The sequence below is a fragment of the Duganella sp. AC917 genome (assembly GCF_979258245.1).
This window is the reverse complement of record NZ_OZ409848.1, coordinates 491302-513501: the sequence shown is the minus strand read 5'-3', so window position 1 is coordinate 513501 and position 22200 is coordinate 491302. Positions and strand designations below refer to the sequence as shown.

18 protein-coding genes and 1 pseudogene are annotated in these 22200 nt (G+C 64.4%); 7 read left to right on the top strand and 12 right to left on the bottom strand.

The features are described 5' to 3' along the window. The first annotated feature begins 7 nt into the window (after positions 1–7). Positions 8–1165 (top strand): ABC transporter permease, encoded by a 1158-nt coding sequence (locus tag ACZ0BA_RS02260; RefSeq protein WP_463449739.1) that lies wholly within the window; start codon positions 8–10, stop codon positions 1163–1165. Further along, positions 1162–2328 (top strand): ABC transporter permease, encoded by a 1167-nt coding sequence (locus ACZ0BA_RS02255; RefSeq protein WP_463449738.1) that lies wholly within the window; start codon positions 1162–1164, stop codon positions 2326–2328. Before ACZ0BA_RS02260 ends, ACZ0BA_RS02255 begins: the two co-directional genes overlap by 4 nt. Positions 2329–2392: 64 nt before the next feature. Here ACZ0BA_RS02255 and maiA read toward each other — a convergent pair whose 3' ends face one another. From maiA to ACZ0BA_RS02240, 3 genes are read right to left on the bottom strand one after another with little or no spacing between them, the layout of a single operon-like run. Then, positions 2393–3040: a maleylacetoacetate isomerase gene (gene maiA / locus ACZ0BA_RS02250; protein ID WP_463449737.1), complete on the bottom strand. Its 648-nt coding sequence runs from the start codon at positions 3038–3040 to the stop codon at positions 2393–2395. Next, positions 3037–4062, bottom strand: a complete 1026-nt coding sequence (locus tag ACZ0BA_RS02245; protein WP_463449736.1) for a fumarylacetoacetate hydrolase family protein — start codon at positions 4060–4062, stop codon at positions 3037–3039. The genes maiA and ACZ0BA_RS02245 overlap by 4 nt, the downstream gene beginning before the upstream one ends. Further along, positions 4059–4607: a VOC family protein gene (locus ACZ0BA_RS02240; RefSeq protein WP_463449735.1), complete on the bottom strand. Its 549-nt coding sequence runs from the start codon at positions 4605–4607 to the stop codon at positions 4059–4061. Before ACZ0BA_RS02240 ends, ACZ0BA_RS02245 begins: the two co-directional genes overlap by 4 nt. 90 nt (positions 4608–4697) lie before the next feature. Between ACZ0BA_RS02240 and ACZ0BA_RS02235 the strand changes: the two genes are divergently transcribed. Then, positions 4698–5612 (top strand): LysR family transcriptional regulator, encoded by a 915-nt coding sequence (locus ACZ0BA_RS02235; protein ID WP_463449734.1) that lies wholly within the window; start codon positions 4698–4700, stop codon positions 5610–5612. Positions 5613–5713: 101 nt separating this feature from the next. Continuing rightward, positions 5714–6316, top strand: a complete 603-nt coding sequence (locus ACZ0BA_RS02230) for a gamma-glutamylcyclotransferase (RefSeq protein ID WP_463449733.1) — start codon at positions 5714–5716, stop codon at positions 6314–6316. On the opposite strand, the gene ACZ0BA_RS02225 is transcribed toward ACZ0BA_RS02230, so the two are convergent. Then, positions 6308–7462, bottom strand: coding sequence for a PA0069 family radical SAM protein (locus ACZ0BA_RS02225; RefSeq protein WP_463449732.1), 1155 nt, complete (start codon positions 7460–7462; stop codon positions 6308–6310). The genes ACZ0BA_RS02230 and ACZ0BA_RS02225 overlap by 9 nt on opposite strands. A 264-nt stretch (positions 7463–7726) precedes the next feature. Between ACZ0BA_RS02225 and ACZ0BA_RS02220 the strand changes: the two genes are divergently transcribed. The 3 genes from ACZ0BA_RS02220 to ACZ0BA_RS02210 are packed head-to-tail and all read left to right on the top strand — an operon-like array spanning position 7727 to position 13085. Continuing rightward, positions 7727–8329, top strand: coding sequence for a DUF2760 domain-containing protein (locus ACZ0BA_RS02220; protein WP_463449731.1), 603 nt, complete (start codon positions 7727–7729; stop codon positions 8327–8329). Continuing rightward, positions 8326–10191, top strand: a complete 1866-nt coding sequence (locus ACZ0BA_RS02215) for an Hsp70 family protein (protein WP_463449730.1) — start codon at positions 8326–8328, stop codon at positions 10189–10191. Before ACZ0BA_RS02220 ends, ACZ0BA_RS02215 begins: the two co-directional genes overlap by 4 nt. A 2-nt stretch (positions 10192–10193) precedes the next feature. After that, positions 10194–13085 carry an Hsp70 family protein gene (locus ACZ0BA_RS02210; protein WP_463449729.1) on the top strand — a complete coding sequence of 964 codons (2892 nt, stop codon included), beginning with the start codon at positions 10194–10196 and terminating at the stop codon, positions 13083–13085. Here the strand turns inward: ACZ0BA_RS02210 and ACZ0BA_RS02205 are convergent, their stop codons facing one another. The 8 genes and pseudogenes from ACZ0BA_RS02205 to tssB form a co-directional block, all read right to left on the bottom strand. Further along, positions 13086–13724, bottom strand: coding sequence for a tRNA-uridine aminocarboxypropyltransferase (locus ACZ0BA_RS02205; RefSeq protein ID WP_463449728.1), 639 nt, complete (start codon positions 13722–13724; stop codon positions 13086–13088). Positions 13725–13755: 31 nt separating this feature from the next. Next, complete coding sequence (locus tag ACZ0BA_RS02200; protein WP_463449727.1) at positions 13756–15486, bottom strand: methyl-accepting chemotaxis protein; 1731 nt, start codon at positions 15484–15486, stop codon at positions 13756–13758. Between the two features lie 117 nt (positions 15487–15603). Continuing rightward, positions 15604–16473: a type VI secretion system protein TssA gene (tssA, locus tag ACZ0BA_RS02195; RefSeq protein WP_463449726.1), complete on the bottom strand. Its 870-nt coding sequence runs from the start codon at positions 16471–16473 to the stop codon at positions 15604–15606. A gap of 12 nt (positions 16474–16485) precedes the next feature. Further along, complete coding sequence (gene tssH, locus ACZ0BA_RS02190; RefSeq protein WP_463449725.1) at positions 16486–19101, bottom strand: type VI secretion system ATPase TssH; 2616 nt, start codon at positions 19099–19101, stop codon at positions 16486–16488. 1 nt (position 19102) lies between these two features. Then, positions 19103–19576, bottom strand: a complete 474-nt coding sequence (gene tssE / locus ACZ0BA_RS02185) for a type VI secretion system baseplate subunit TssE (RefSeq protein ID WP_463449724.1) — start codon at positions 19574–19576, stop codon at positions 19103–19105. Positions 19577–19669: 93 nt separating this feature from the next. Continuing rightward, positions 19670–20160: pseudogene (locus ACZ0BA_RS02180) on the bottom strand (Hcp family type VI secretion system effector). Between the two features lie 34 nt (positions 20161–20194). Beyond that, positions 20195–21682: a type VI secretion system contractile sheath large subunit gene (gene tssC, locus ACZ0BA_RS02175; RefSeq protein ID WP_463449723.1), complete on the bottom strand. Its 1488-nt coding sequence runs from the start codon at positions 21680–21682 to the stop codon at positions 20195–20197. A 1-nt stretch (position 21683) separates the two neighbouring features. After that, positions 21684–22193 carry a type VI secretion system contractile sheath small subunit gene (tssB, locus tag ACZ0BA_RS02170; RefSeq protein WP_463449722.1) on the bottom strand — a complete coding sequence of 170 codons (510 nt, stop codon included), beginning with the start codon at positions 22191–22193 and terminating at the stop codon, positions 21684–21686. Positions 22194–22200 lie beyond the last annotated feature (7 nt).

Genomic DNA, 22200 nt, shown 5'->3' with positions numbered 1-22200 from the left:
CCACCCCATGTACACTTTGCGGCTGATCGTCAAAAACACCATGCGCCACAAGTTGCGCACGTCGTTGACGATATTCGGCCTGGTGGTGGCCATCTTCGCCTTCGGCCTGCTGCAGACGGTGATCGACGCCTGGTATGCCGGCGCGGAAGGCGCCTCCAACACCACGCTGGTCACGCGTAACAAGACGTCGCTGGTGTTTCCCCTGCCGCTATCGTACGAGGCGCGCATCCGCGCGGTGCCCGGCGTGACCGGCGTGGGCTACGCCAACTGGTTTCAGGGCATCTACAAGGACCCGAAGAATTTCTTCGCGCAGTTTGCCATCTCCGGCGCCAGTTATCTGGAGATCTACCCCGACTATCTGCTGCCCCCAGAGCAGCGCGCCGCCTTCCTGCGCGACCGCAAGGGCGCCCTGGTCGGCCGCAAGCTGGCGGACCAATTCGGCTTCAAGGTCGGCGATGTCATTCCGCTCAAGGGTACGATCTATCCGGGAGACTGGGAGCTGGTCGTGCGCGGCATCCTCGACGGCCGGCAAAGCACGACCAATACGGCCACCCTGTTTCTGCACTGGGACTACGTCAACGAGTCGCTCAAGAAGACCCTGCCCCGGCGCGCCAACCAGATCGGCGTGTACGTGGTGCGGATCGACGAGCCGGAAAACGCCGCCGTTGTTTCGGCGGCGATCGACAAGGAATTCGGCAATTCACTGGCCGAGACGCTGACCGAAACCGAGAAGGCTTTCCAGCTGGGCTTCGTCTCGATGTCGGAGGCGATCGTGGTGGCGATCCGCGTGGTGTCGTTCGTCGTGATCGTGATCATCGCGGCGGTGATGGCCAACACGATGGCCATGAGCGCGCGCGAACGCCTCGGCGAATACGCCACGCTCAAGGCGCTGGGCTTCGGACCCGGCTTCCTGACGGCGATGATACTGGGCGAATCGCTGCTACTGTCGCTGTTCGGCGCGGCGCTAGGCATCGCCGTGCTGTTTCCGTTCGCGGCCTTCCTGGGCAGCGTGATGGGGACGATGTTCCCGGTGTTCGAAGTGACGGGCATGACGGTGATCCAGCAAATAGTGGCGGCGTTGGTCATTGGTCTGATCGCGGCCATTGCGCCGACCTTGCGGGCGACCCGCATCAATATCGTCGAAGGGCTGCGGAGCATAGGATGAAGATTCCACTTTTCTACGTCGCCAGGAATTTGTGGGCGCGCCGGCTGACCACCGCGTTGACCGCAGCCGGACTGGCGCTGGTGGTGTTTGTGTTCGCAACGGTGCTGATGCTCGATGAGGGCTTGCGCAATACACTGGTGACCACCGGCGAGTACGACAACGTTGTGCTGATACGGCGCAGCGCCGACACCGAGGTGCAGAGCAGCGTCGAGCGCGCACAGGCCAACATCGCGGCGAGCCATCCGGCCATCGCGCTCGGCGGCGACGGGCGGCCCTTGCTGTCGAAAGAGACGGTGGTGCTTATCTCGCTCAACAAGCGCGGATCGGCCAAGCCGTCGAACGTGATCATCCGGGGCATAGGGGAGCGCGGTCTGGCGCTGCGGCCGCAAGTGAAGCTGACTTCGGGGCGCATGTTCCGGCCGGGGGCGTCCGAGATCATCGCCGGCGCCAGCATCGCCCGGCGATTCTCCGGCGCCGGCATCGGTGAAACGCTGCATTTCGGCCAGCGCGAATGGACGGTGGTGGGATTGTTCGACGCCGGGAACAGCGGCTTCGATTCGGAGGTGTGGGGAGATGCCGACCAGTTGATGCCGGCCTTCCGGCGGGTCGCCTACTCGGCGGTCGTGCTGCGGTTGGCCGACACGTCGCTGTTCGACGGCTTCAAGAAGGCTATCGAGGGCGATCAGCGCCTGACGCTCGACGCCAAGCGTGAGCAGAATTTTTATGCCGACCAGTCCAAGGCGCTGTCGACTTTCATCAGCGTGCTGGGGTTGATCCTGTCGGTGATTTTTTCGATCGGGGCGATGATCGGTGCGACGATTACGATGTATGCGTCGGTCGCCAATCGGGTGGGCGAGATCGGCACGCTGCGGGCGTTGGGGTTTCAGCGGCGGAGTATTCTGGCGGCGTTTTTGGCGGAGTCGATGCTGTTGGCGGTGGTGGGCGGCGTGCTGGGGTTGGGGTGCGCTTCGCTGATGCGGTTTATCTCGTTCTCGACCACGAATTTTCAATCGTTCTCGGAGTTGGCGTTCGGATTTCGGCTGACGGCCGATATCGTCGTGAAGACGCTGGTGTTTTCGCTTGTGATGGGTTTTATTGGCGGAGTGCTGCCGGCGTTGCGGGCGGCGCGCATGAAGATTGTGGATGCGCTGCGGGCGGCGTGAGGTGGGCGGATGCACGGGTCGTCGACGGGTCGCACATGCGCCGCCCACGACCCATGCCTTTGCGTCACTCGGCGTCGGATTGTTGCGAAGGGTGCGCTTGCTGGAACGCCGGCAGCGCGGCGCAGGCGGCGCTGATGCGCATGACGGTCGGATAAGGCGCCGTATCGACCTCGAACCGCTGCGCGTTGAATACCTGCGGAACCAGACAGCAATCGGCCAACGTCGGCGTGTCACCGTGCGCATAGACGCCCGTACGCGCATCCCCGGCCAGCAGCGCTTCCAGCGTCTCCAATCCGCTGCGCAGCCAGTGCCGATGCCATTCGAGCTTGACCTCCTCGGTCAGCCCCATCTCGCCCTTGATGTACTTCAGCACCCGCAGATTGCCCAGCGGGTGCGTATCGGCCACCACGGTCAGCGCCAGCGCGCGCACGCGGGCGCGGCCTGCAGGATCGGCCGGCAGCAACGGCGTTTGCGGGCGCGTCTCCTCCAGATATTCCAGTATCGCCAGCGATTGACCGATGACGGCGCCGTCGTCATCCTCCAGCGTCGGCAACAACGTTGAGGGATTGACGGCGCGGTAGGCATCCGCCAGATGCTGGCCGCCGTCGCGCAGCAGATGCACCGGCTGCGCCTCGTACTCCAGCCCCTTGAGATTGAGCGCTATCCGCACCCGGTAGGCCGCGGAGCTGCGGAAGTAGGTGTAGAGCTTCATTGAAGGCGCTCCCCGTAATGCACGACGGTCTGCTCGATCGCGCCGAAGATGCTGGCGCCCCGCGCGTCCAGCATGTCGATCTTCACCTTGTCGCCGAATCTCAGATAACCGGTCTGCGGCTTGCCGGTCTCGATGGTTTCGTACATGCGCACTTCGGCCAGGCAGCAATAACCGACGCCGCCGTTGTCGATGCTGGAACCGTTCAAGCCCCCCTGTTTGTTGGAGACCGTGCCGGAGCCGATGATGGTACCGGCAGCCAGTTCGCGCGTGGCGGCGGCATGCGCGACAAGCTGCGCGAAGTTGAAGGTCATGTCTTCGCCGGCATTCGGCTTGCCGAAGGGCTTATCGTTGATATCGACCAGCAGCGGCAGATGCAATTTGCTGTCGCTCCAGTCGACGCCCAATTCGTCCGGTGTGACCGCCACCGGCGAGAACGCGCTGGCCGCCTTGGACTGGAAGAAGCCGAAGCCCTTGGCCAATTCGTTCGGAATCAGGTTACGCAGCGAGACGTCGTTGACCAGCATGACCAGCCGGATCGCCTTGCCGGCATCGGCCACGCTCGCGCCCATCGGCACGTCGCCGGTGATGACGGCCACCTCGGCCTCCAGGTCGATGCCCCACTCCTCGGACAGCGCATAGATCGGATCGCGCGGGCCGATGAAACTGTCCGAACCTCCCTGGTACATCAACGGGTCGGTGTAGAACGACGCCGGCACTTCGGCGTTCCGCGCCTTGCGCACCAGTTCCACGTGGTTGATGTAGGCCGAGCCGTCCGCCCATTGATAGGCGCGCGGCAGAGGCGAGTGGCAGGCTTGCTGGTCGAACGGTTGCGCGTCGATCGCGTCGCCCGAGTTAAGCAGTTTGTACACCGCCTCCAGCCGCTCCGCAACCAGCTCCCAATGATCCAGCGCATGCTGCAGCGTGGCCGAGATTTTCGGCACCGGCTGATACCGCGACAGGTCGCGGCTGACCACAACCAGGCGGCCATCGCGACTATCGTCTTTCAGTGTGGCGAGCTTCATGCCGGATCTCCCGACGTGACGGCCGGCGCGTGCATCCAGGCCGCATGCTTGGGCGCCTTGCGCGTTTTGGACCACTCCTCGAGCATGTCCCATTTGACGGCGTCGAGCTTTTGCATCATGTCGGGCGTACCGGTGTTGACCGCCAGTTCCAGGCGGTGGCCGTTGGGGTCGAAGAAGTAAATCGATTTGAAGATGGTGTGGTTGACCGGCCCGATGACGTCGATGCCGCCGGCGATCAGCCGCTCCTTGGCGGCCAGCAGCTCGTCCATGCTGTCGACTTCCATCGCCAGGTGCTGTACCCAGGCCGGCGTGTTGTGGTCGCGGTCCATCGGCGCCTGCGTCGGCAGCTCGAAGAACGCCAGCACGTTGCCATGGCCGGCGTCGAGGAAGACGTGCATGTACGGGTCCGGCGCTTTGGTCGATGGCACTTCATCCTCGGCGATGGCCAGCACGAAGTCCATGTTCAGGTGCTTGACGTACCACTCGACGGTTTCTTTGGCGTCGCGGCAGCGGTACGCGACGTGGTGGATTTGTTTGATTTTCATGGTTGCCTCCAATTCTGGTCTCCCGACATTAGATGCCAATCTCAGATATCATACAAACAGTATTTTCCCCGCCATTTATCAGGTTTTTCCATGAATCCAAGTTTGCGACAAATGCGGGCACTGGTCGCGCTGGCCAAAACCGGCAGTTTCACGCTGGCGGCGGACCATCTCAACCTGACCCAATCGGCCCTGAGCGGACAGATCAAAGAGCTCGAACAATTGCTTGGTGTGCGCGTCGTCGAGCGTACCACGCGCAAGACGCAGTTGTCGGAGCTGGGCAGGGAACTGACGCCGCTGTTTGAAAAGATGCTGCAGGATCTGGATCGCGCGATGGCCGACATCGCCAGCCGCAAGGCGCTCAAGCAAGGAATCGTGCGCATCGCGGCGCCGCAGATGTTGTCGTGCACCTTGCTGCCCGAGGCCATCGCCGCCTATTCCGCGCTCTATCCGGACGTGCAGGTGCGGCTGGCCGACAGTCCGGTCGAGCAGGTGTCGGCGCGCGTGTTCAGCGGCGAGGTGGACTTCGGCATCGGACCGGAGCGCGACGCCAACGCCGAAATCGAGGCGCAGCACTTGTTCGAGATGCCGTTTGTGGTGGTGTTTCCAGCCGGACATACACTGGAGTCGCGTGAGCGCATCACCTGGGCCGATATCAACGATTACCCGTTCATTTCCTTGCAGGGGCAGTTCACCGAGCGGCTGTTGCGCGATATGCACGTGTCGTTCCGCGAGCTGTCGCTCAGCCCGTACAACGAGGTGACCTTCATGACCACCGCGCTGGCGATGGTGCATGCGCGGTTGGGCATCACCGTCTGCTTGCCGTACGCGGAAAAAATGGTACAGCTGTATGGACTACGGATGCGTCAACTGCTCGACCCGGAGCTGACGCGTCGTTTTTTTGTCTACACGCGCAACGCCCGGGCGCTGTCGCCGGCTGCCGAGAGTTTCGTCGCTTTCCTGCGGGAATACGTGGCCGCGCACGAGTGGAACGTTCCGCTCAGTTAAGAACTCTTACATATTCCCCACTACCGCCCGCTATGTGGCGTGTGTATGCTTCGATAAATGAGTATTCCGCATACCGAAGCAAGCTCACATCAGAAGCGATCATGACAGCAGACACCATCGCCATCAACCAGATGATGGATCAGTTCGACGGCCACCACAGCGTTTGGCTGTTCGGCTACGGCTCGTTGATCTATAAGGCCGATTTTCCTTATCTGCAACGCCGTCCTGCGAGTATCGCCAACTGGACGCGACGCTTTTGGCAAGGCTCGCACGACCATCGCGGCACGCCGGATGCGCCGGGCCGCGTGGTCACCATCATCGAGGAAGCCGGCGCCATCTGCCATGGCATGGCTTATCTCGTCACGCCGGAGGTTTTCGCCCACCTGGACCACCGAGAGAAAAACGGCTATCTGCGGCTGGCGATCACCATTACTTTCGATGACGATAACGACAACGACGACAGCGTCCTCGGCCTGGTCTATATCGCAACACCGAACAACACGGCTTTCCTCGGCGAAGCGTCCGAGCAGGAGATCGCACACCACATCGCCCGTTCCACCGGCCCTAGCGGCCCCAACAGCGACTACCTCAACCATCTGGCGCACGCCCTGCGCGAACTGGGCCGCCACGACCAGCACGTCTTCGAGATCGAACGGCATCTGGCCGCGTTGACCACCCCTCCCTCAACAGTGACGTCAGAATAAATCCAACTGCCCTTCATCCGCCGGCTTGGCGCGCGCGCCCAGCGGAGGCACCACCAGCGGCCGGGTGAACTGCGACGCGTCCATGGTGTGGAAGCGGCTACCCTGGCCCGACAGTCCGAGGCGCTCGGTGGCGATCTTGAAGCGTTGCCGTATCAGTTCCGCCCACACGCCCTCCCCCTTCATGCGAGAGCCGAAGCTGCTGTCGTAGTCTTTGCCGCCGCGCATCTCGCGCACCCGGTTCATCACACGCTGTGCCCGCTCCGGGAAGTGCGCCTGCAGCCATTGCTGGAACAGCGGCGCCACCTCCCACGGCAACCGCAATACCGTGTAGTGCGCGGTGACGGCCCCGGCTTCCTTGACGGCCTCCAGCAAGCGCTCGATATCCGGCTCGGTAACGAACGGGATGATGGGCGCGACACTGACAGCCACCGGTATGCCGGCGTCGGTCAAGGTGCGGATCGTGCGCAGCCGACGGGCCGGAGCCGCTGCGCGCGGTTCCAGCGTGCGCGAGATGGCCGGGTCCAGGGTCGTCAGCGTGATGGCGACGCCGGCCTGCCGCTTGGCGGCCATCGCCGCGAGGATGTCGATATCGCGCTCGATCAGCGACGATTTGGTGATCAGGCCGACCGGATGCTGGCATTCCTGCAATACCTCCAGCACCCGGCGCGTGAGTTTGCGCTCGCGCTCGCAGGGCTGGTAGGCGTCCGTGTTGACGCCAAGCGCGATCGACTCCGGCTCGTAGCCGGCCTTGGCCAGCTCGCGTCGCAGCATTTCCGGCGCGTTGACCTTGGCGAAAATCTTGCTCTCGAAGTCCATGCCCGGCGACAGGCCGAGGTAGCTGTGCGTGGGACGGGCAAAGCAGTAAATACAGCCATGCTCGCATCCGCGATACGGATTCAGCGAGACGCTGAACGGCAGGTCTGGTGAGGCGTTGCGGCTCAGGATCGATTTACAATATTCGTCCGTGACCTGGGTTTTCCACGGCGACGCCTCTTCTTCCTCGCGCTCCCAGCCGTCGTCATACGCTTCCCGTGCGTTGACCTCGAAGCGCCCTTGCAGGTTCGATACCGCGCCACGGCCCTTTTGCGCCTTCAGCGAAGGAGGCGGCAGCATCACGTGCTCTTGGTTGTTTTCGTCGTGGTTCATGATCACTAGGGGCCGGGCACCGGGCGAGGATCGCCGGCGCTACGCTGATACTGTATATATATCCAGTATTCTAAGCGCTCCAAATGGCCATATCAAGCGAAAAATCAAAGGTGCGGCCCTCGCGTCTTTGGCGCCCGCGCCCGAACTGGTATCATGCGGGGCTTCCGGGGGCAAGACTTTCCCTGCGCCACGCGCGCCCCCGACCCCACATTCCGCCAGGCCGCCGCCCCAGCAGCGGCCCGGCTCACTCTACGCGAGCTAGACATGAACAATTCGACTCAACCGTTGCCGTCTTTTTTTAGCCGGATATCGATCGCCATCGGCGCCTTCTTCCGCGCGCTGTCCGACGCCGAATACGCCGCCCGCCTGGCGCGCATCGCCGCCGGCGAACCGCAACCGTCCGCCGCGCCGGTCTCCGCTCCCGCCCCTGCCCCCGCTCCAGCGCCGGTCCCGGCCCCAGTGCCCGCCCCGGTCACGCTGCGCGTCGCCACGCCGGACGCCGCGCTTCAGCTGCTTGGCCTGTTCCAGCGCGAGGCGCGCCTGATCGACTTCACCCAGGAGAACCTGAGCGCCTATTCCGACGCCGACATCGGCGCCGCCGCGCGCGTGGTGCACGAAGGTTGCGGCAAGGTGCTGCGCGAGCACTTCACCATCGAAGCGGTACGCAGCGAGGCCGAAGGCAGCCGCGTGGTGCTGGAAGAAGGCTTCGACGCCAGCGCCGTGCGCCTGACCGGCAACGTCGTCGGCAAGGCGCCGTTCCGCGGCGCCTTGAGCCATCGCGGTTGGCGCGCATCGAACGTACGCTTGCCGAAACTGGCCGAAGCGCACGACGCAGCGATCCTGGCACCGGCGGAGGTGGAATTATGAGCGACCCACGCTACGCCATCGGCATCGACCTTGGCACCACCCACAGCGCGCTGTCGTATGTCGACCTGACGACGAGCGACGGCGAGAAAACCCAGCACGGCGTGCTGGCGATTCCGCAGTTGACGGCGCCCGGCACGGTGGAAGACCTGCCGCTGCTACCGTCATTCCTGTATCTGCCGCACGCGGACGAATTGGCGCCGGGCGATTTGAGCCTGCCGTGGCAGCAGTCTGCGGCCGAACAAACCGGCGTGGCCGGCGAAATGGCGCGCAGCCGTGGCGCCACCACGCCGATCCGCCTGGTCTCCAGCGCCAAGAGCTGGTTGAGCCATCCGGGTGTCGATCGCCGCAGCGCCCTGTTGCCCAACGACGCGCCGGAAGAAGTGACCCGCGTCTCGCCGCTGGAGGCGTCAACCCGCTTCCTGTCGCACCTGCGCCAGGCGTGGGAACAGGCGCACCCGGAGGCGCCGTTCGGTGAACAGGCGGTGACGGTGACGATTCCCGCCTCGTTCGACCCGGGCGCGCGCGAACTGACCGCCGACGCGGCACGCGCCGCCGGCTACACCAATCTGACCTTGCTGGAGGAGCCGCAGGCGGCCCTGTACAGCTGGATCCAGGGCAGCGAAGGCCGTTGGCGCAAAGACGTCAAGCCGGGCGACATCATTCTGGTCGTGGACGTCGGTGGCGGCACCAGCGACTTTTCGCTGATCGCCGTGCTGGAACGCGACGGCGTGCTGGAACCGCACCGCATCGCCGTCGGCGACCACATTCTGCTTGGCGGCGATAATATGGACTTGGCGCTGGCCCACCTGGTGGCGCGCAAGCTGGCCGCCAACGGCACCCAGCTCGACGCCTGGCAAATGCGGGCGCTGACCTACGGCTGCCGCACGGCCAAGGAAAAGCTGTTGGCCGATGCCACCGTCGAAACCTGGCCTATCGTGGTGCCGAGCCGTGGCTCGAAGCTGATCGGCGGCTCGATCCGCACCGAGTTGACGCGCGATGAAGTGACCACCTTCATCCTCGACGGTTTCTTCCCTGCGGTGGACGCGGCGGCGCGTCCCGCCGTGCGCACCCGCGCCGGTCTGACCCAGCTTGGCCTGCCGTATGCGCAGGACGCGGGCATCACGCGCCACCTGGCCGCGTTCCTGGCACGCCAGGTCGGCGCCACCAGCGAACTGGAAGGCTACGCCGGCAAGCACAGTGCCGACGCCAGCTTCCTGCATCCGACGGCGGTGCTGTTCAACGGCGGCGTGTTCAAGTCCGAACTGCTGGCGCAGCGCGTCATGAGCACCCTCAACGACTGGCTGTATATGGAGGGCGCGGACCCGGCGCGCATGCTGGCGGGCGCCGATCTGGATCTGGCTGTCGCGCGTGGCGCTGCTTACTATAGCTACGTGCGTCGCGGCAGCGGTGTGCGGATTCGCGGCGGCACGGCGCGCGCCTATTACGTCGCGATCGAATCGTCGATGCCGGCCATTCCAGGCATGGAGCCGCCGATCCAGGCGCTGTGCGTGGCGCCGTTCGGCATGGAGGAAGGCAGCGAGATCGAACTCCCTAACCAGGAGTTCGGACTGGTGGTCGGCGAGCCGGTGCAGTTCCGCTTCTTCGGCTCCTCGGTGCGGCGCCAGGACCAGATCGGCGAGCTGCTGGACTTCTGGGGTCCGGAGGAACTGATCGAGTTGAACGAGATTCAGGCGACGCTGTCGCCGGAAGGCCGTCAGGCCGGCGACGTAGTGCAGGTGCGCCTGCATGCGATGGCGACCGAATCGGGCACGCTTGAATTGCTGGCCGTGGCCAACGACGGCCAGCGCTGGAAAGTGGAGTTCGACGTGCGCTCCGGCGCCACCGAGAGCGCCGCCGCCTGAGCATGAGTCAATACATCGTCAGCATCGACCTTGGCACCACCAACACGGTGCTGGCCTATTCGGCGCCCGGCAACGCCGGGATTCAGCTGTTCGATATCGAGCAGCTGGTGGCGCCGGGCGAGGTGGATGCTGGCGCGCTGCTGCCTTCGGTGCGCTACCACCCTGCGGAGGGCGAGCTGGCCGAAGGCGAGCTGCAACTGCCATGGCGGCAGGACGATGTGGCGGGTTTGCGGCAAGTGGTCATCGGACGGCTGGCACGCAAACTCGGCGCGCAGGTGCCCGGGCGTTTGGTCGCCAGCGCCAAGAGCTGGCTTTCGCACCCCAACGTGGACCGCACGGCGGCTATCCTGCCCTGGGGTTCCGAGGCCGATGTGGCCAAGGTGTCGCCGGTCGCCGCCAGCGCCTCCTACCTTGCGCATCTGCGCTGCGCGTGGAATACGCGCTTTCCTTCGCATCCGCTGGAACGGCAGCAAATCGTCCTGACGATTCCCGCCTCCTTCGACGAAGGCGCGCGGGCGCTGACGCTCGAAGCGGCGCGCCTGGCCGGCTTGTCCGGCCTGCGCTTGCTGGAAGAGCCGCAGGCGGCCTTCTATGATTGGCTGTACCGCCAGCGCGAAACGCTTGCCGCCGATCTGGCCGAGACGCGGCTGCTGCTGGTATGCGACGTCGGCGGCGGCACCACCGACTTCAGTCTGATCAAGGTCGGGATGACCGACGGCCAACCGGAGATCAGCCGCATCGGCGTCGGCAATCACCTGATCCTCGGTGGCGACAATATGGATCTGGCGCTGGCGCACCTGGTCGAAACGCGGATGGCGTCCGCGCAAACTGGCGACGTGCCGGCGCCGCGTCTGTCGTCCAGCCGTCTGGCGCAATTGGCGGAACGCTGCCGGGCTGCGAAAGAACTGCTGCTGGCAGCCGACGCGCCGGAGCGCACCACCGTCACCCTGCTCGGTTCCGGCTCGCGCCTGATCGGCGCTTCCCGCTCGGCCGAGCTGACACGCGACGAAGTGGCCGCGCTGGTGGTGGACGGCTTCTTCCCAATGAATCCTTCACGCGATCCCGCCACGCGCGGGCGCGGTGCGATCATCGAGTTCGGCCTGCCCTACGCCAGCGACGCCGCCATCACCCGCCACCTGGCGGGCTTTTTGCGACAGCACGCGGCGGCGGCCCGCGAGGCATTGGGCCTGGCCGCCGACGATCATGCGACGGTACCGGTTCCCGACACGCTGCTGCTGAACGGCGGGGTTTTCCGGGCAGACGCCCTGGCCCGCCGTCTGGAGGAAGTACTGTCCCATTGGCGCGGACAGCCACTGCGGGTTCTGAACAACGACGATCCCGATGTCGCCGTCGCGCGCGGTGGCGTGGCGTATGCGCTGGGCCAAGCCGGCCAGGCGCCGGTGATCGGCGGCGGCTCGCCACGCAGCTACTTCCTGCTGCTGGACGACGAGCAGCGCGCCGACAAGCCGCGCCGCGCCGTCTGCATCCTGCCGCGCGGCAGCGCGGAGAACCGCGAGATCCTGCTGGCCGAACGCACCTTCGCACTGCGGCTTGGCCGGCCCGTGCGCTTCCATTTGGCGTCATCGACATCGGACGCCACGCCGCCGCAGGCCGGCGAACTGGTTGACCTGCAACCGGACGATTACGTCCAGCTGCCGCCGATAGCTACCGTGTTGCGCGACAGCGGCGCCGCCGACGCCCGCAAGGAAATTCCGGTGCAACTGGCGACCACGCTGAGCGAGGTCGGTACGCTGGAAGTGCATTGCGTTGCGATGGCGGATGCCCAGCGCTGGCTGCTGGAGTTCCAGTTGCGCGGCGACGCCGCTATCCCGGAGGCCGACGACGTCGGCGCGAATGCTCCCCACAATGCCCCGATGCCGGCCGGCCTGAACGCGGCAATCGACAAGATAGACCGTATCTTCGGCAGCCGCGCGCTGCAGGTCGATGTGAAGGAAGTCAAGCAGTTGCGCGCACAGCTCGAGCATTTGTTGGGCAGCCGCGAAAACTGGGCCACGCCGCTGTTGCGCCGCCTGTTCGACGCGCTGATCGAACGCGCCAAGGGCCGCCGCCGGTCGTCGGAACACGAGCGCGCGTGGCTCAATCTAAGCGGTTATTGCCTGCGTCCCGGTTTTGGCGATCCGCTCGACGAGTGGCGCATCGAACAATTGTGGGCGATGTTCGAAGCCGGGGCCCAGCACCACAAGGACAACCAGGTTTGCGCCGAGTGGTGGACCTTGTGGCGGCGCGTGGCCGGCGGCTTGAGCGTGGAAGCGCAATTGCGGGTGCTCGACGATTTCGCCTTTAACGTCCAGGCGGATGCGCAGGAGCGCGGCCGGCGCCCGCAAACCCTGGTCAATGGAAGCGAAGAAGACATGCTGCGCCTGGGCGCCTCGCTCGAACGAATTCCGGGCAACTACAAGGCCGAAATCGGCGCATGGATGCTGTCGCAGCTCGACGCGGCAACCCGCGCGGCCGCCAAGGCCGGCGCCAACAAGACTCGCGCCGGCGCGGCGGACGCCGGCAAGGCGGAGGCGGCACAGGCGCGCTTCCTGTGGGGTTTGAGCCGGGTCGGGGCGCGCCAGCCGTTCCACGGCAGCGCGCACGATGTCGTCGACAGCGCGGTGGTCGCACAGTGGTTATCGAAGATACTGGCGCTGGACTGGAAAAAGGTGGAGCCGGCCGGCTTCGCGGCGGCCCATCTGGCACGCATGACAGGCGATCGTTCGCGCGACATCGACGAGACCTTGCGCGCCGAAATTTTGCGGCGTCTCGCCGCAATCGGCGCTCCCGCCAATTGGAGCGCGATGGTACGCGAAGTGGTGCAACTCGACCAGGCGGACGAAAAACGCATGCTCGGCGAGTCGCTGCCGCCCGGCTTGAAACTGATCGCCTGATCAGCGGCGCACGTAGCTGGCCTGTTGGGCGACAAAACCGTCGAAGGCGTCGATCAACGGATTGAATTTATGCGAGTCGTTTTCCAGTTGCGCCAGCGCGTACGCCGTGGCCTCCAGCGTCGAGAGCTGGTCCGGCAAATGCGCCTTGCGTATCAGGTAGTGCGATGGCGGGGTATCGCGCAGCGGTAGCCGGGGCAGCGCTTGCAGCGGTGGATTGAGATACAACATCTTGCGGCTCTTGCGCCAGGTCCCGTCCAGCACCACCAACCGCAATCGCCGCGGCTCAGCGAGCCATTCGTCGTCAAACATCGGCGGCGTGGCAAGGCCCAGCGATCTGTCTTCTATCGTCTCGGGATACAGCAGCACGCTGCGGCGATCCCCGGTCAGCAGTTCGCCCAAGCGATCCGGCTCGAACGATTCGCCGCATTCCAGACGACTGTTGGACAAACTCAGATGCAGCAGACGCGCACTGCCCTTGGCGTTCGCGACCTCCATCGGATGCTGCAGTATCAATACTTCCACTCGATTCGATACCGGCGCCACCCAGCGGCAGATGCATGTTTGCAGCGGGCGCAGACACGCGGGACATTGCGCCCGCGTGCTGCGCGGCTCGGATGATGTGCTGTCGGTACTGGTCATAGACCGTCATTGTACCGAAGCGCCGCCTCGCTTAAAACTCTTCCCAGCCGTCCGCGTCGTTGGTGGTGATCGCCTTGCGCGTACCATCAGGCGCCGGTTTGGAAGCAGGCGCGGAACCGGCGGCGATAGCGGCTGGCCGGGCACGGCGCGGCGGCAGCGCCGGACGTAACGGCGTGCGCGGCGCGGCTCGCGTAGCGGTGAGCGCCGGCGTTTGCAAATACGAGGCATCCAATTTGAATACGCTCACCACGTCGGCCAGCTTGGCCGACTGCTCCTGCATCGATTCGGCCGCCGCAGCCGCCTGCTCGACCAGCGCCGCATTCTGCTGCGTCACCTGGTCCATCTGCGTGATGGCGTCGTTGACCTGGGCGATGCCGAGGCTCTGCTCTTCGCTGGCATGGCTGATCTGCGTCATGATCTGGGTCACGCGGTTGATGCTGGTGACGATTTCGCTCATGGTTTCACCGGCCTTGTTGACCAGGTCCGAGCCCTGCGAGACCTTTTCCACCGAATCGTTGATCAGACTCTTGATGTCCTTGGCGGCAGACGCCGAACGCTGCGCCAGGTTGCGCACCTCCGAGGCGACCACCGCGAAGCCGCGTCCCTGCTCGCCGGCGCGCGCGGCCTCCACCGCCGCGTTCAACGCCAGGATATTGGTCTGAAAGGCGATGCCGTCAATGACCGAGATGATCTCCACGATTTTGCGCGACGAGTCGTTGATGGAACCCATAGTGTTCACCACCTCGCCCACCACGGCGCCGCCACGGCTGGCGATTTGCGCGGCGTTGATCGCCAGGGCGTTGGCCTCACGCGCGTTCTCCGCGTTGAACTTCACTGTCGATGTCAATTCCTCCATCGACGATGCCGTCTCCTCCAGCGAACTTGCCTGCTGCTCCGTGCGCGACGACAGGTCCTGATTGCCGGCGGCGATCTCGGTGGACGCGGTGGCCATCAAATCGGTGCCGTTGCGGACCTGGCCGACAATGCTGACCAGATTGGAATTCATGATTTTCAGGGCGTTCATCAACTGCCCGGTTTCGTCGTTGCTGTGGACCCGGATGTCGCTGGTCAAATCGCCGGACGATACGGTTTCCGCGACCTTCACGGCTTCATTGATCGGTTTTGTGATCGTGCGTGTGATCCACCAGGCGGCAAAGACACCCATGACGATGGCGGCAAGGCCCAGCATGACGAGCAAGGTGCGCCCGCTGGTGTACTGGTCCCGGATATCGACGGCGGCGGCATCGAGCAGGTCGGCCTGCCGCTCGGAGAAGGTTTGCAGCGCGCCGAGGTAGCTGGTGCGGGTCTTCGTCAGCTCTCCCTCGTAGAGTTTTTTGCCAAGTTCGAGATCGCCCTTGGCCTTGGCGGCAAAGACGGCCTTGCGTACCTCGGTGTAGGCTTTGCGCGTGTCCAGCACCTGCTGGAACAGCGGCTTGAGCGCCTCTTCCTGGATGGTGGCGCCGATCTGGTCCTGGATCTTGGTCGCGCGCCCGGAGGATGCGGCCATCAGGCTTTCCAGATTTTTCTGATCGGCCGGATCGGCGACCATCCAGGCGCCCGTGGTGCGCGCGGCGTTGACTTCGATGATTTTGCCCCACTCCGCGATCAACCTCTGGTCGCGGATTTTTACGTCGATCATATTGTCTGTCATGGCACTGGCGCTACTGAGGCGCATGATGCCTATGATGGTCATCGTGGTCAGTAATACCAGGATGAGCGAGAAGCCGAAGCCGAGACGCGTGCCGATTTTCAGGTTGTTCATGACGAACCCCTAGCTGAATGATGATCCATGCTAGCACTGTTCGCCAGAATCTGTAGCACTGGGAGCAATATTGAGCGTTGCGTCGAAACAACTACTTATCGCGATGCGACACCCGGGTCAGCCGGCGTCCGGCTGTGAGCCCAGCAATTCCTCCAGGCCGGCGATGGCGCCCGGGTCCTTAATGACCGCGCGCAGCCAGACGTGCAGCGGCATGTCGCCCCAGCTCGCGGCTTTGTCGGCGAGATAGGCCACCGGGCTATGCGGCTCGGTGCGGCGGAAGAAATCGGCCACCAGACGCAGTTGCGACAGGGCCTGGGCGCGGTTTTGCACCGCTTCGCTCATCGCCACCTGGCCCGCAGCCGCCGACCCGGCATCACCAGCCGCCATCAGCGCGGCCGGGCTGCCGACCGGCGCGATGGCGGCGATGACCGCCTGTAGCGCGTCCCTGGCGGCGCTGAAACCCGGTCCTTCCGCGCCGAGGCGCCGATCCACCACACGCTCAAGTTCACACAGCATGGCCAGGCAGTATTCGGCATCCGCCAGCGTCGTCCCGCCGCCCTCCAGCGGCATCTCCCTGACCAGCACCACGGTGCGCGTGAGCAGCCAATACAGATTGCCGATGCGCTGGTCGTAGTCGCCTTCGTCGGCCAGCGGATGCAGGCCCTCCCAGTAATGTTCGCACAGGCCGGACAACACTGCATAGCCATCACCGAGGCCGCGCAGGCCGCGCGTCTTGGCGTGGGCCTCGGCCAGCCAGACGGCCAGCCGCAGGTCTTTGGTTTTCGTTTCGATCATGGCGGCGCAACGGCTGCCGACGAACTGCCAGTCGGCCTCCTTTAGCAACGCGACCCACTCGCCCTGGTCCAGCGTGGGATCGTCGTAGGTGCGCGCGTGCGCGATGGCGTCCACGTCGCGGCTGAAGGACAGGTCCTCGCCGCAGATCCGATCGGCGTTGATGGGCAACAGCAGTTGTGCGATGCTGAACATGGTGGCTCCTTGCTATTTGATGGTGTATTTGAACTGACCCTGTTTGCTGGCGCCGACCTTGATCCGGGCGATCGCCGCGCCCTGCACCATCTTTTCCAGCACCGCCTCGGCGATCTCCGGCAGCAGGCTGCCATTCAGGATATGGTCGACATTGCGGGCGCCGGAATCGACTTCCGTGCAGCGCGCCAGCACCGCTTCGACCAGCGCCTCGTCGTAGCTGAACTCCGCATGGTGCTGGTCGCGGATGCGCTGGCCGATGCGCTCCAGTTTAAGCGCGATGATGCGCACCAGTACCTGATCCGGGATGGGGTAGTACGGCACCACTTTGAGCCGGCCGAGGAAGGCCGGTTTGAAGTGTTTGACAAGTTGTGGCCGCAGCAGCCGCTCGAGTTCATCCACCGTCGGCGGCGTTTCCTTGTTCAGGCATGCCTGCATGACCGCTGCGGAACCCGCATTGGAGGTGGCGATGATGATGGTGTTGCGGAAGTCGATCTCGCGCCCCTCGGCGTCGTCCATCACGCCCTTGTCGAAGACCTGGAAGAACAGTTCGGTGACGTCGGGATGGGCTTTTTCGATTTCGTCGAGCAGCACCACGCTATACGGATTGCGGCGAACCGCCTCGGTCAGCACGCCGCCCTGGCCGTAGCCGACGTAGCCGGGCGGCGAACCTTTGAGACCGGAGACGCTGTGCGCCTCCTGATATTCGCTCATATTGATCGTCAGGAGTTTGCGCTCGCCGCCGTACAGCAGGTCGGCCAGCGCCAGCGCGGTTTCCGTCTTGCCGACACCGGAGGGGCCAACGAACATGAACACGCCTTTGGGTTTGTTCGGATCGTCCAGGTTGGCCCGCGCGGTGCGCACGCGTTGCGCCACGGCGGCGATGGCGGCAGGCTGGCCGAGGATACGTGCTTCCAGCGCATCCTGTAATTTGAGCACGGTGCGGATTTCGTCCTTGACCATTTTTCCGAGCGGGATACCGGTCCAGCCGGAGACGATGGCTGCCACGGTGGCGGCATCGACTTCCACCGGCACCATCGGCGTCTCGCCCTGCAGCGCCGCCAGTTCTTCCTTCAACGCGCGGATTTCCCCCGCACCGACGCCGGACGTCCGCATGCGCGAGATGGCGGCCACAATTGACTGCTCGCGTTGCCAACGGTCGCTGTTCGCCGCATGCTCCCCGGCCAGCGCCGCGCGGGTATCGGTCAGCTTCTGCAGGCGCTGGCGCCGTGCCGCGTCGGCACTCTTTTCGCCGACCTCCTCGCGCTGCAACGCATTGATCTCCGCGTCGATGCGCTCCATACTCTTCGCCGCCGATTCCAGCAGCGCGGGCGTGCCGCTCTGGCCCAGCGCGACGCGGGCGCAGGCGGTATCGAGCACGCTGACGGCCTTGTCGGGCAACTGGCGGCCGCTGATATAACGATGCGACAGCCGCACCGCCTCGGTCACCGCTTCATCGCGGATGCGGATGCCGAAGTGTTTTTCCATCAGCGGCGTCATTGCGCGCAGCATGGCGCTGGCGATTTCCTCGCTCGGTTCCTCGACCTTGACGACCTGGAATCGCCGGGCCAGCGCGGCATCCTTCTCGAAGTACTTTTTGTACTCGCTCCAGGTGGTGGCCGCGATGGTGCGCAGCTCGCCCCGGGCCAAGGCCGGCTTGAGCAGGTTGGCCGCGTCGTTCTGGCCCGCCGCGCCGCCGGCGCCTATCATCGTGTGCGCCTCGTCGATGAACAGGATGATGCCGTGCGGGCTTTGCTTGACTTCGTCGATGACGTTCTTCAGGCGGTTTTCAAACTCGCCCTTGACGCTGGCGCCGGCCTGCAACAGGCCCATGTCGAGCGTGCGGATCTCCACGCCACGCAGCACGGCCGGCACGTCCCCGGCGGCGATGCGCAGGGCCAGCCCCTCCACCACCGCCGTCTTGCCGACGCCGGCCTCCCCGGTGAGAATGGGATTGTTCTGGCGGCGGCGCAGCAGGATGTCGATCATCTGGCGCACTTCCGTCTCGCGGCCTATCACCGGGTCCAGCTTGCCCTCGCCGGCGATACGCGTCAGGCTGGTGGTGTACTGGTCCAGCGCGGGGGTTCGGATAGTGTTCTGTTGCGGGGCATCGGCAGGGGGCTCTTCACCCGCAAGGGAGGCAGCAATTGTCTCTTCCTGCGAGCCGGCGGTGTATTTGTCCAGCCGATGCTTGACCTCATCGATCGGAATGCGGGCAAAAGCCGGGGAAGCGCGGTACGCGATCTGCGATAGTTCGGACTCGGTCAGCAACGCGACCAGCAGATGCGCGCTGCGGATGCCGTCCGGCTGTGGCGTCGCCAGCGAGGCGATCAGCCACGCGTTCTCCAGCAGCAGCGGCAGATGGCGGGAAAACACCGGCGTGCGCGTGCTGCCCGTCTTGAACTGACTGATTTCAGCATGCAGGTCCGCCTCCAACGTATCGATACTGACGCCGCACTGGCGAGCGATCAGCACGACGTCGCAGCGTTCCTGCTCGATCAGGGCCAGGAACAGGTGTTCGACCTCCACTTCATACTGGCCGAGCGCCACGCAGATGCTGGCGGCGCGCGTGGCGGCCAGGCGCGTCGTGTCATTGAGTTTGCCGATAAGGGTTTTCAGATTGAGATTCATGTCAGGCTCCGCGGGCGCTGCGGTTGATCGAGTAATGCAGGGATGATGGTTGCAGCACCGCGTCGAAGCTGACCGACTCGGTCAGCGGCAGGCCTGCCAGCGTGGCGCTGATGGCGAAGCTGACGCGGTTGATGGAGCCGCCTTCGCGCTCCAGCCATGCCTGCACGTCGCGCAGGCGCGGTTCATGGCGTTCGATCGCCGCTTTCAGCGCGGCGCAAATGCGGGCGCGATCCTCGCTGCTGCTAAGGCACATGCCGGCGAAGTCGATCAGACCATAGTTGACGATGGAGCCGGCGCACTCGGGGTACGCTTCCAGCAGCTCGTCGGACAGCGCGCAGCGCGTGTTAAGCAGGTCTTCCAGGTCGCGCGCGACGGCATCCTTCAGTTGTTCCAACGTCATGCCGTGGCCCGGACGGGAGGCGGCGCTTTGCTCGCCCAGCAGACGGTCAAGCAGGCCCGGTGTAAAGCCGTTCATCGGATACCCTCATAAAAAAAGGCCAGGCCAGGCCGGCCTGGCCCAAAAAAGCGCGCCGTCGCAATGCGAAAACGACGGGCGCTGGGGGGATCGTCAGACGATGCGGTTGGTGGCCAGATCCCAGCCGCCGGAGGTATTGCCGCCAGCGCCGCCGGTGATTTTTGCTGCGTGTAGCGCCACTTGATCTTGGAGAATTTCAGCGCGACTTCCTCGGTCAGGATGTCGCCTTCGTGCACCGCCGGGGACACGGCGCCGATCAGCACATTTTCGATTTCGATCTCGAAGTACTTAACGCGCTCGCCCTGCGCGTCCGCGCGCATGAATTCCAGGCGCGCCTTGGGGATCGTGCGGCCGGCGGAACAGGTCTGCAGCAGGATCGGCGAGGACAGGTCGGCCAGTTTCGAAAAAACGATATCGCGGTGCTCGCAGCGCTCTGCGGTGTGGCCGCCGCCGGTGGACGCGGTGGCCGATTTCGGCTGGTCGACGCCGAAAGTCACCGATTTACATTCGATCCAATCCTTGTGGCGGTCGTCGGTCGACTCGCCTTTGATGCCATCAATGTACAGATAGACGTCGATTGCCATTGCATGCTCCAGTCTCAGGTTGTGGTGAAAAAAACTAGCTATTGGTCGACTGCGGAAGCTCCGCGACCAGTCGGAGGGAAACGGATAGCTCATCGAGCTGGAAATGGGGCCGCAGGAAGGACACGGCGCGGTACACGCCGGGACGCCCTGCCACCTCGTGCACCTGGACCGAGGCTTCGCGCAGAGGGAACTGCGCCTTTTGCTCCTGGCTGGCGTTGTCGTCCAGCAGAACGTATTTCATCAGCCAGCGATTGAGGAAATCCTCGACGTTCGACGCCGATGCAAAGCTGCCGACCTTGTCGCGCATCATGGCCTTCATGTAGTGGGCGATGCGCGAGACGGCGAAGATGTACTGCAGCTGCGACGACAACACGGCGTTGGCGTTGGCCGCCTCCGAGCTGTATTTCCTGGCCTTCTGCGACGACTGGGCGCCGAAGAATGCGGCGTAGGAGGTGTTCTTGCAGTGCACCAGCGAGATGAATCCGAGATCGCTCAGTTCCTTCTCGCGGCGGTCGGTGATGGCCACCTCGGTCGGACACTTGAGCGCCACTTCGCCGTCGTCGGTTTTGAAGGTATGCGTTGGCAGGTCGTCGACCAGGCCTCCGCCTTCGACGCCGCGTATCGCCGCACACCAACCGAAATCGTCGAAGGCCTTGGTCAGCTTGGCGCCGAAGGCGTAGGCGGCGTTACACCACAGGTACTTCTGGTGATCGGTGCCATCGACTTCCTCGACGAAGTTGAAGCCCTCGACGGTGGTGCCTTCGACCGGATTGAAAGGCAGACGCCCCAGGAAGCGCGGTAACGCCAGACCGACGTAGCGCGAGTCCTCCGATTCGCGGAAGGCCTTCCACTTGGCGTATTCCACGGTGTCGAACACCTTCGACAGGTCGCGTGGCTTGCCCAGATCGCCGTAGGTCTCCAGCCCGAACAACTCGGGCGAGGCGGAGGCGATGAACGGCGCATGCGAGGCCGCCGCCACGTGCGACATCTGCTCGACGAAGTACATGTCTTCCGGCTGGCGCGAGATTTCGAAGTCCCCAAGCAGCGCCGCATAGGGCGCGCCGCCGAAGGTGCCGAATTCTTCTTCGTAGACTTTCTTGAACATCGAGCTCTGGTCGAATTCCAGCGCGGACTGGAAGTCCTTGACAAGTTCCCGCTTGGTGGCGTTGAGCATGCGGATTTTCAGCCCCTGGCCGGTGGCGGAATTCCGGACCAGGTAGTGCAGGCCGGTCCAGCTCTGTTCGAGCTTCTGGAACTCGGGCGCGTGCATGATGGCGCTCAACTGGCTGGAGATCAGCCGGTCGAGTTCCGCGACGCGCGCATCGAGCGTCGCCGACAGGTTGTTCGACATGACAACCGTTCCGTCCAGGACCTGGCTGACCAGCTCCGAGATGATGTCCTTGGCGCGTTCGTGTTCCACCGTCGATTTGGCGACTTTGCTTTGCTCGACGATCTGGTCCAGCAAGTTGACGTCGTCCGTGGTGACGGCGGCTTGCTGTTGTTGGTTGATTTGTGCCGACATGTCAGTCTCCCTTCGCCGGCTTGGCGGATTTCAGTTCCGCCAGCTTGTCGGTGCTGCTCAGGACCTCGCTGAGGATGTCCTCCAGCTTGTCGTTGCCGGCCAACTTGTTGCGCAGGTCCGACAGCTTGCCGCGCGCTTCCAGCAGGCGGCTAAGCGGTTCGACCTGGCGCACCACCGCTTCCGGCCGGAAGTCGGACATCGACTTGAAGTGCAGTTCCACATTGAAGCTGGTGTCGTCGCCGGCCAGCTGGTTCGGCACCTTGAAGCGCGCGACCGGCTCGACGCCACCCAGCACTTCGTCGAAGTTGTCGCTGTCGATGCCGACGAACTTGCGGTCCTTGAGGCGCTTCTTCTCCACCTCCGAGTTGCCGCCGAAATCGCCGACCACACCGACCACGAAGGGCAGCTCCTTGTTTTCCATCGCGTCGCCGATCTCCACGTCATACGTCATCTGCACGCGCGGCGGACGCACTTTGGTCAGGCGCTTTTGGACACTGTCACCATTTGCCATACGAACT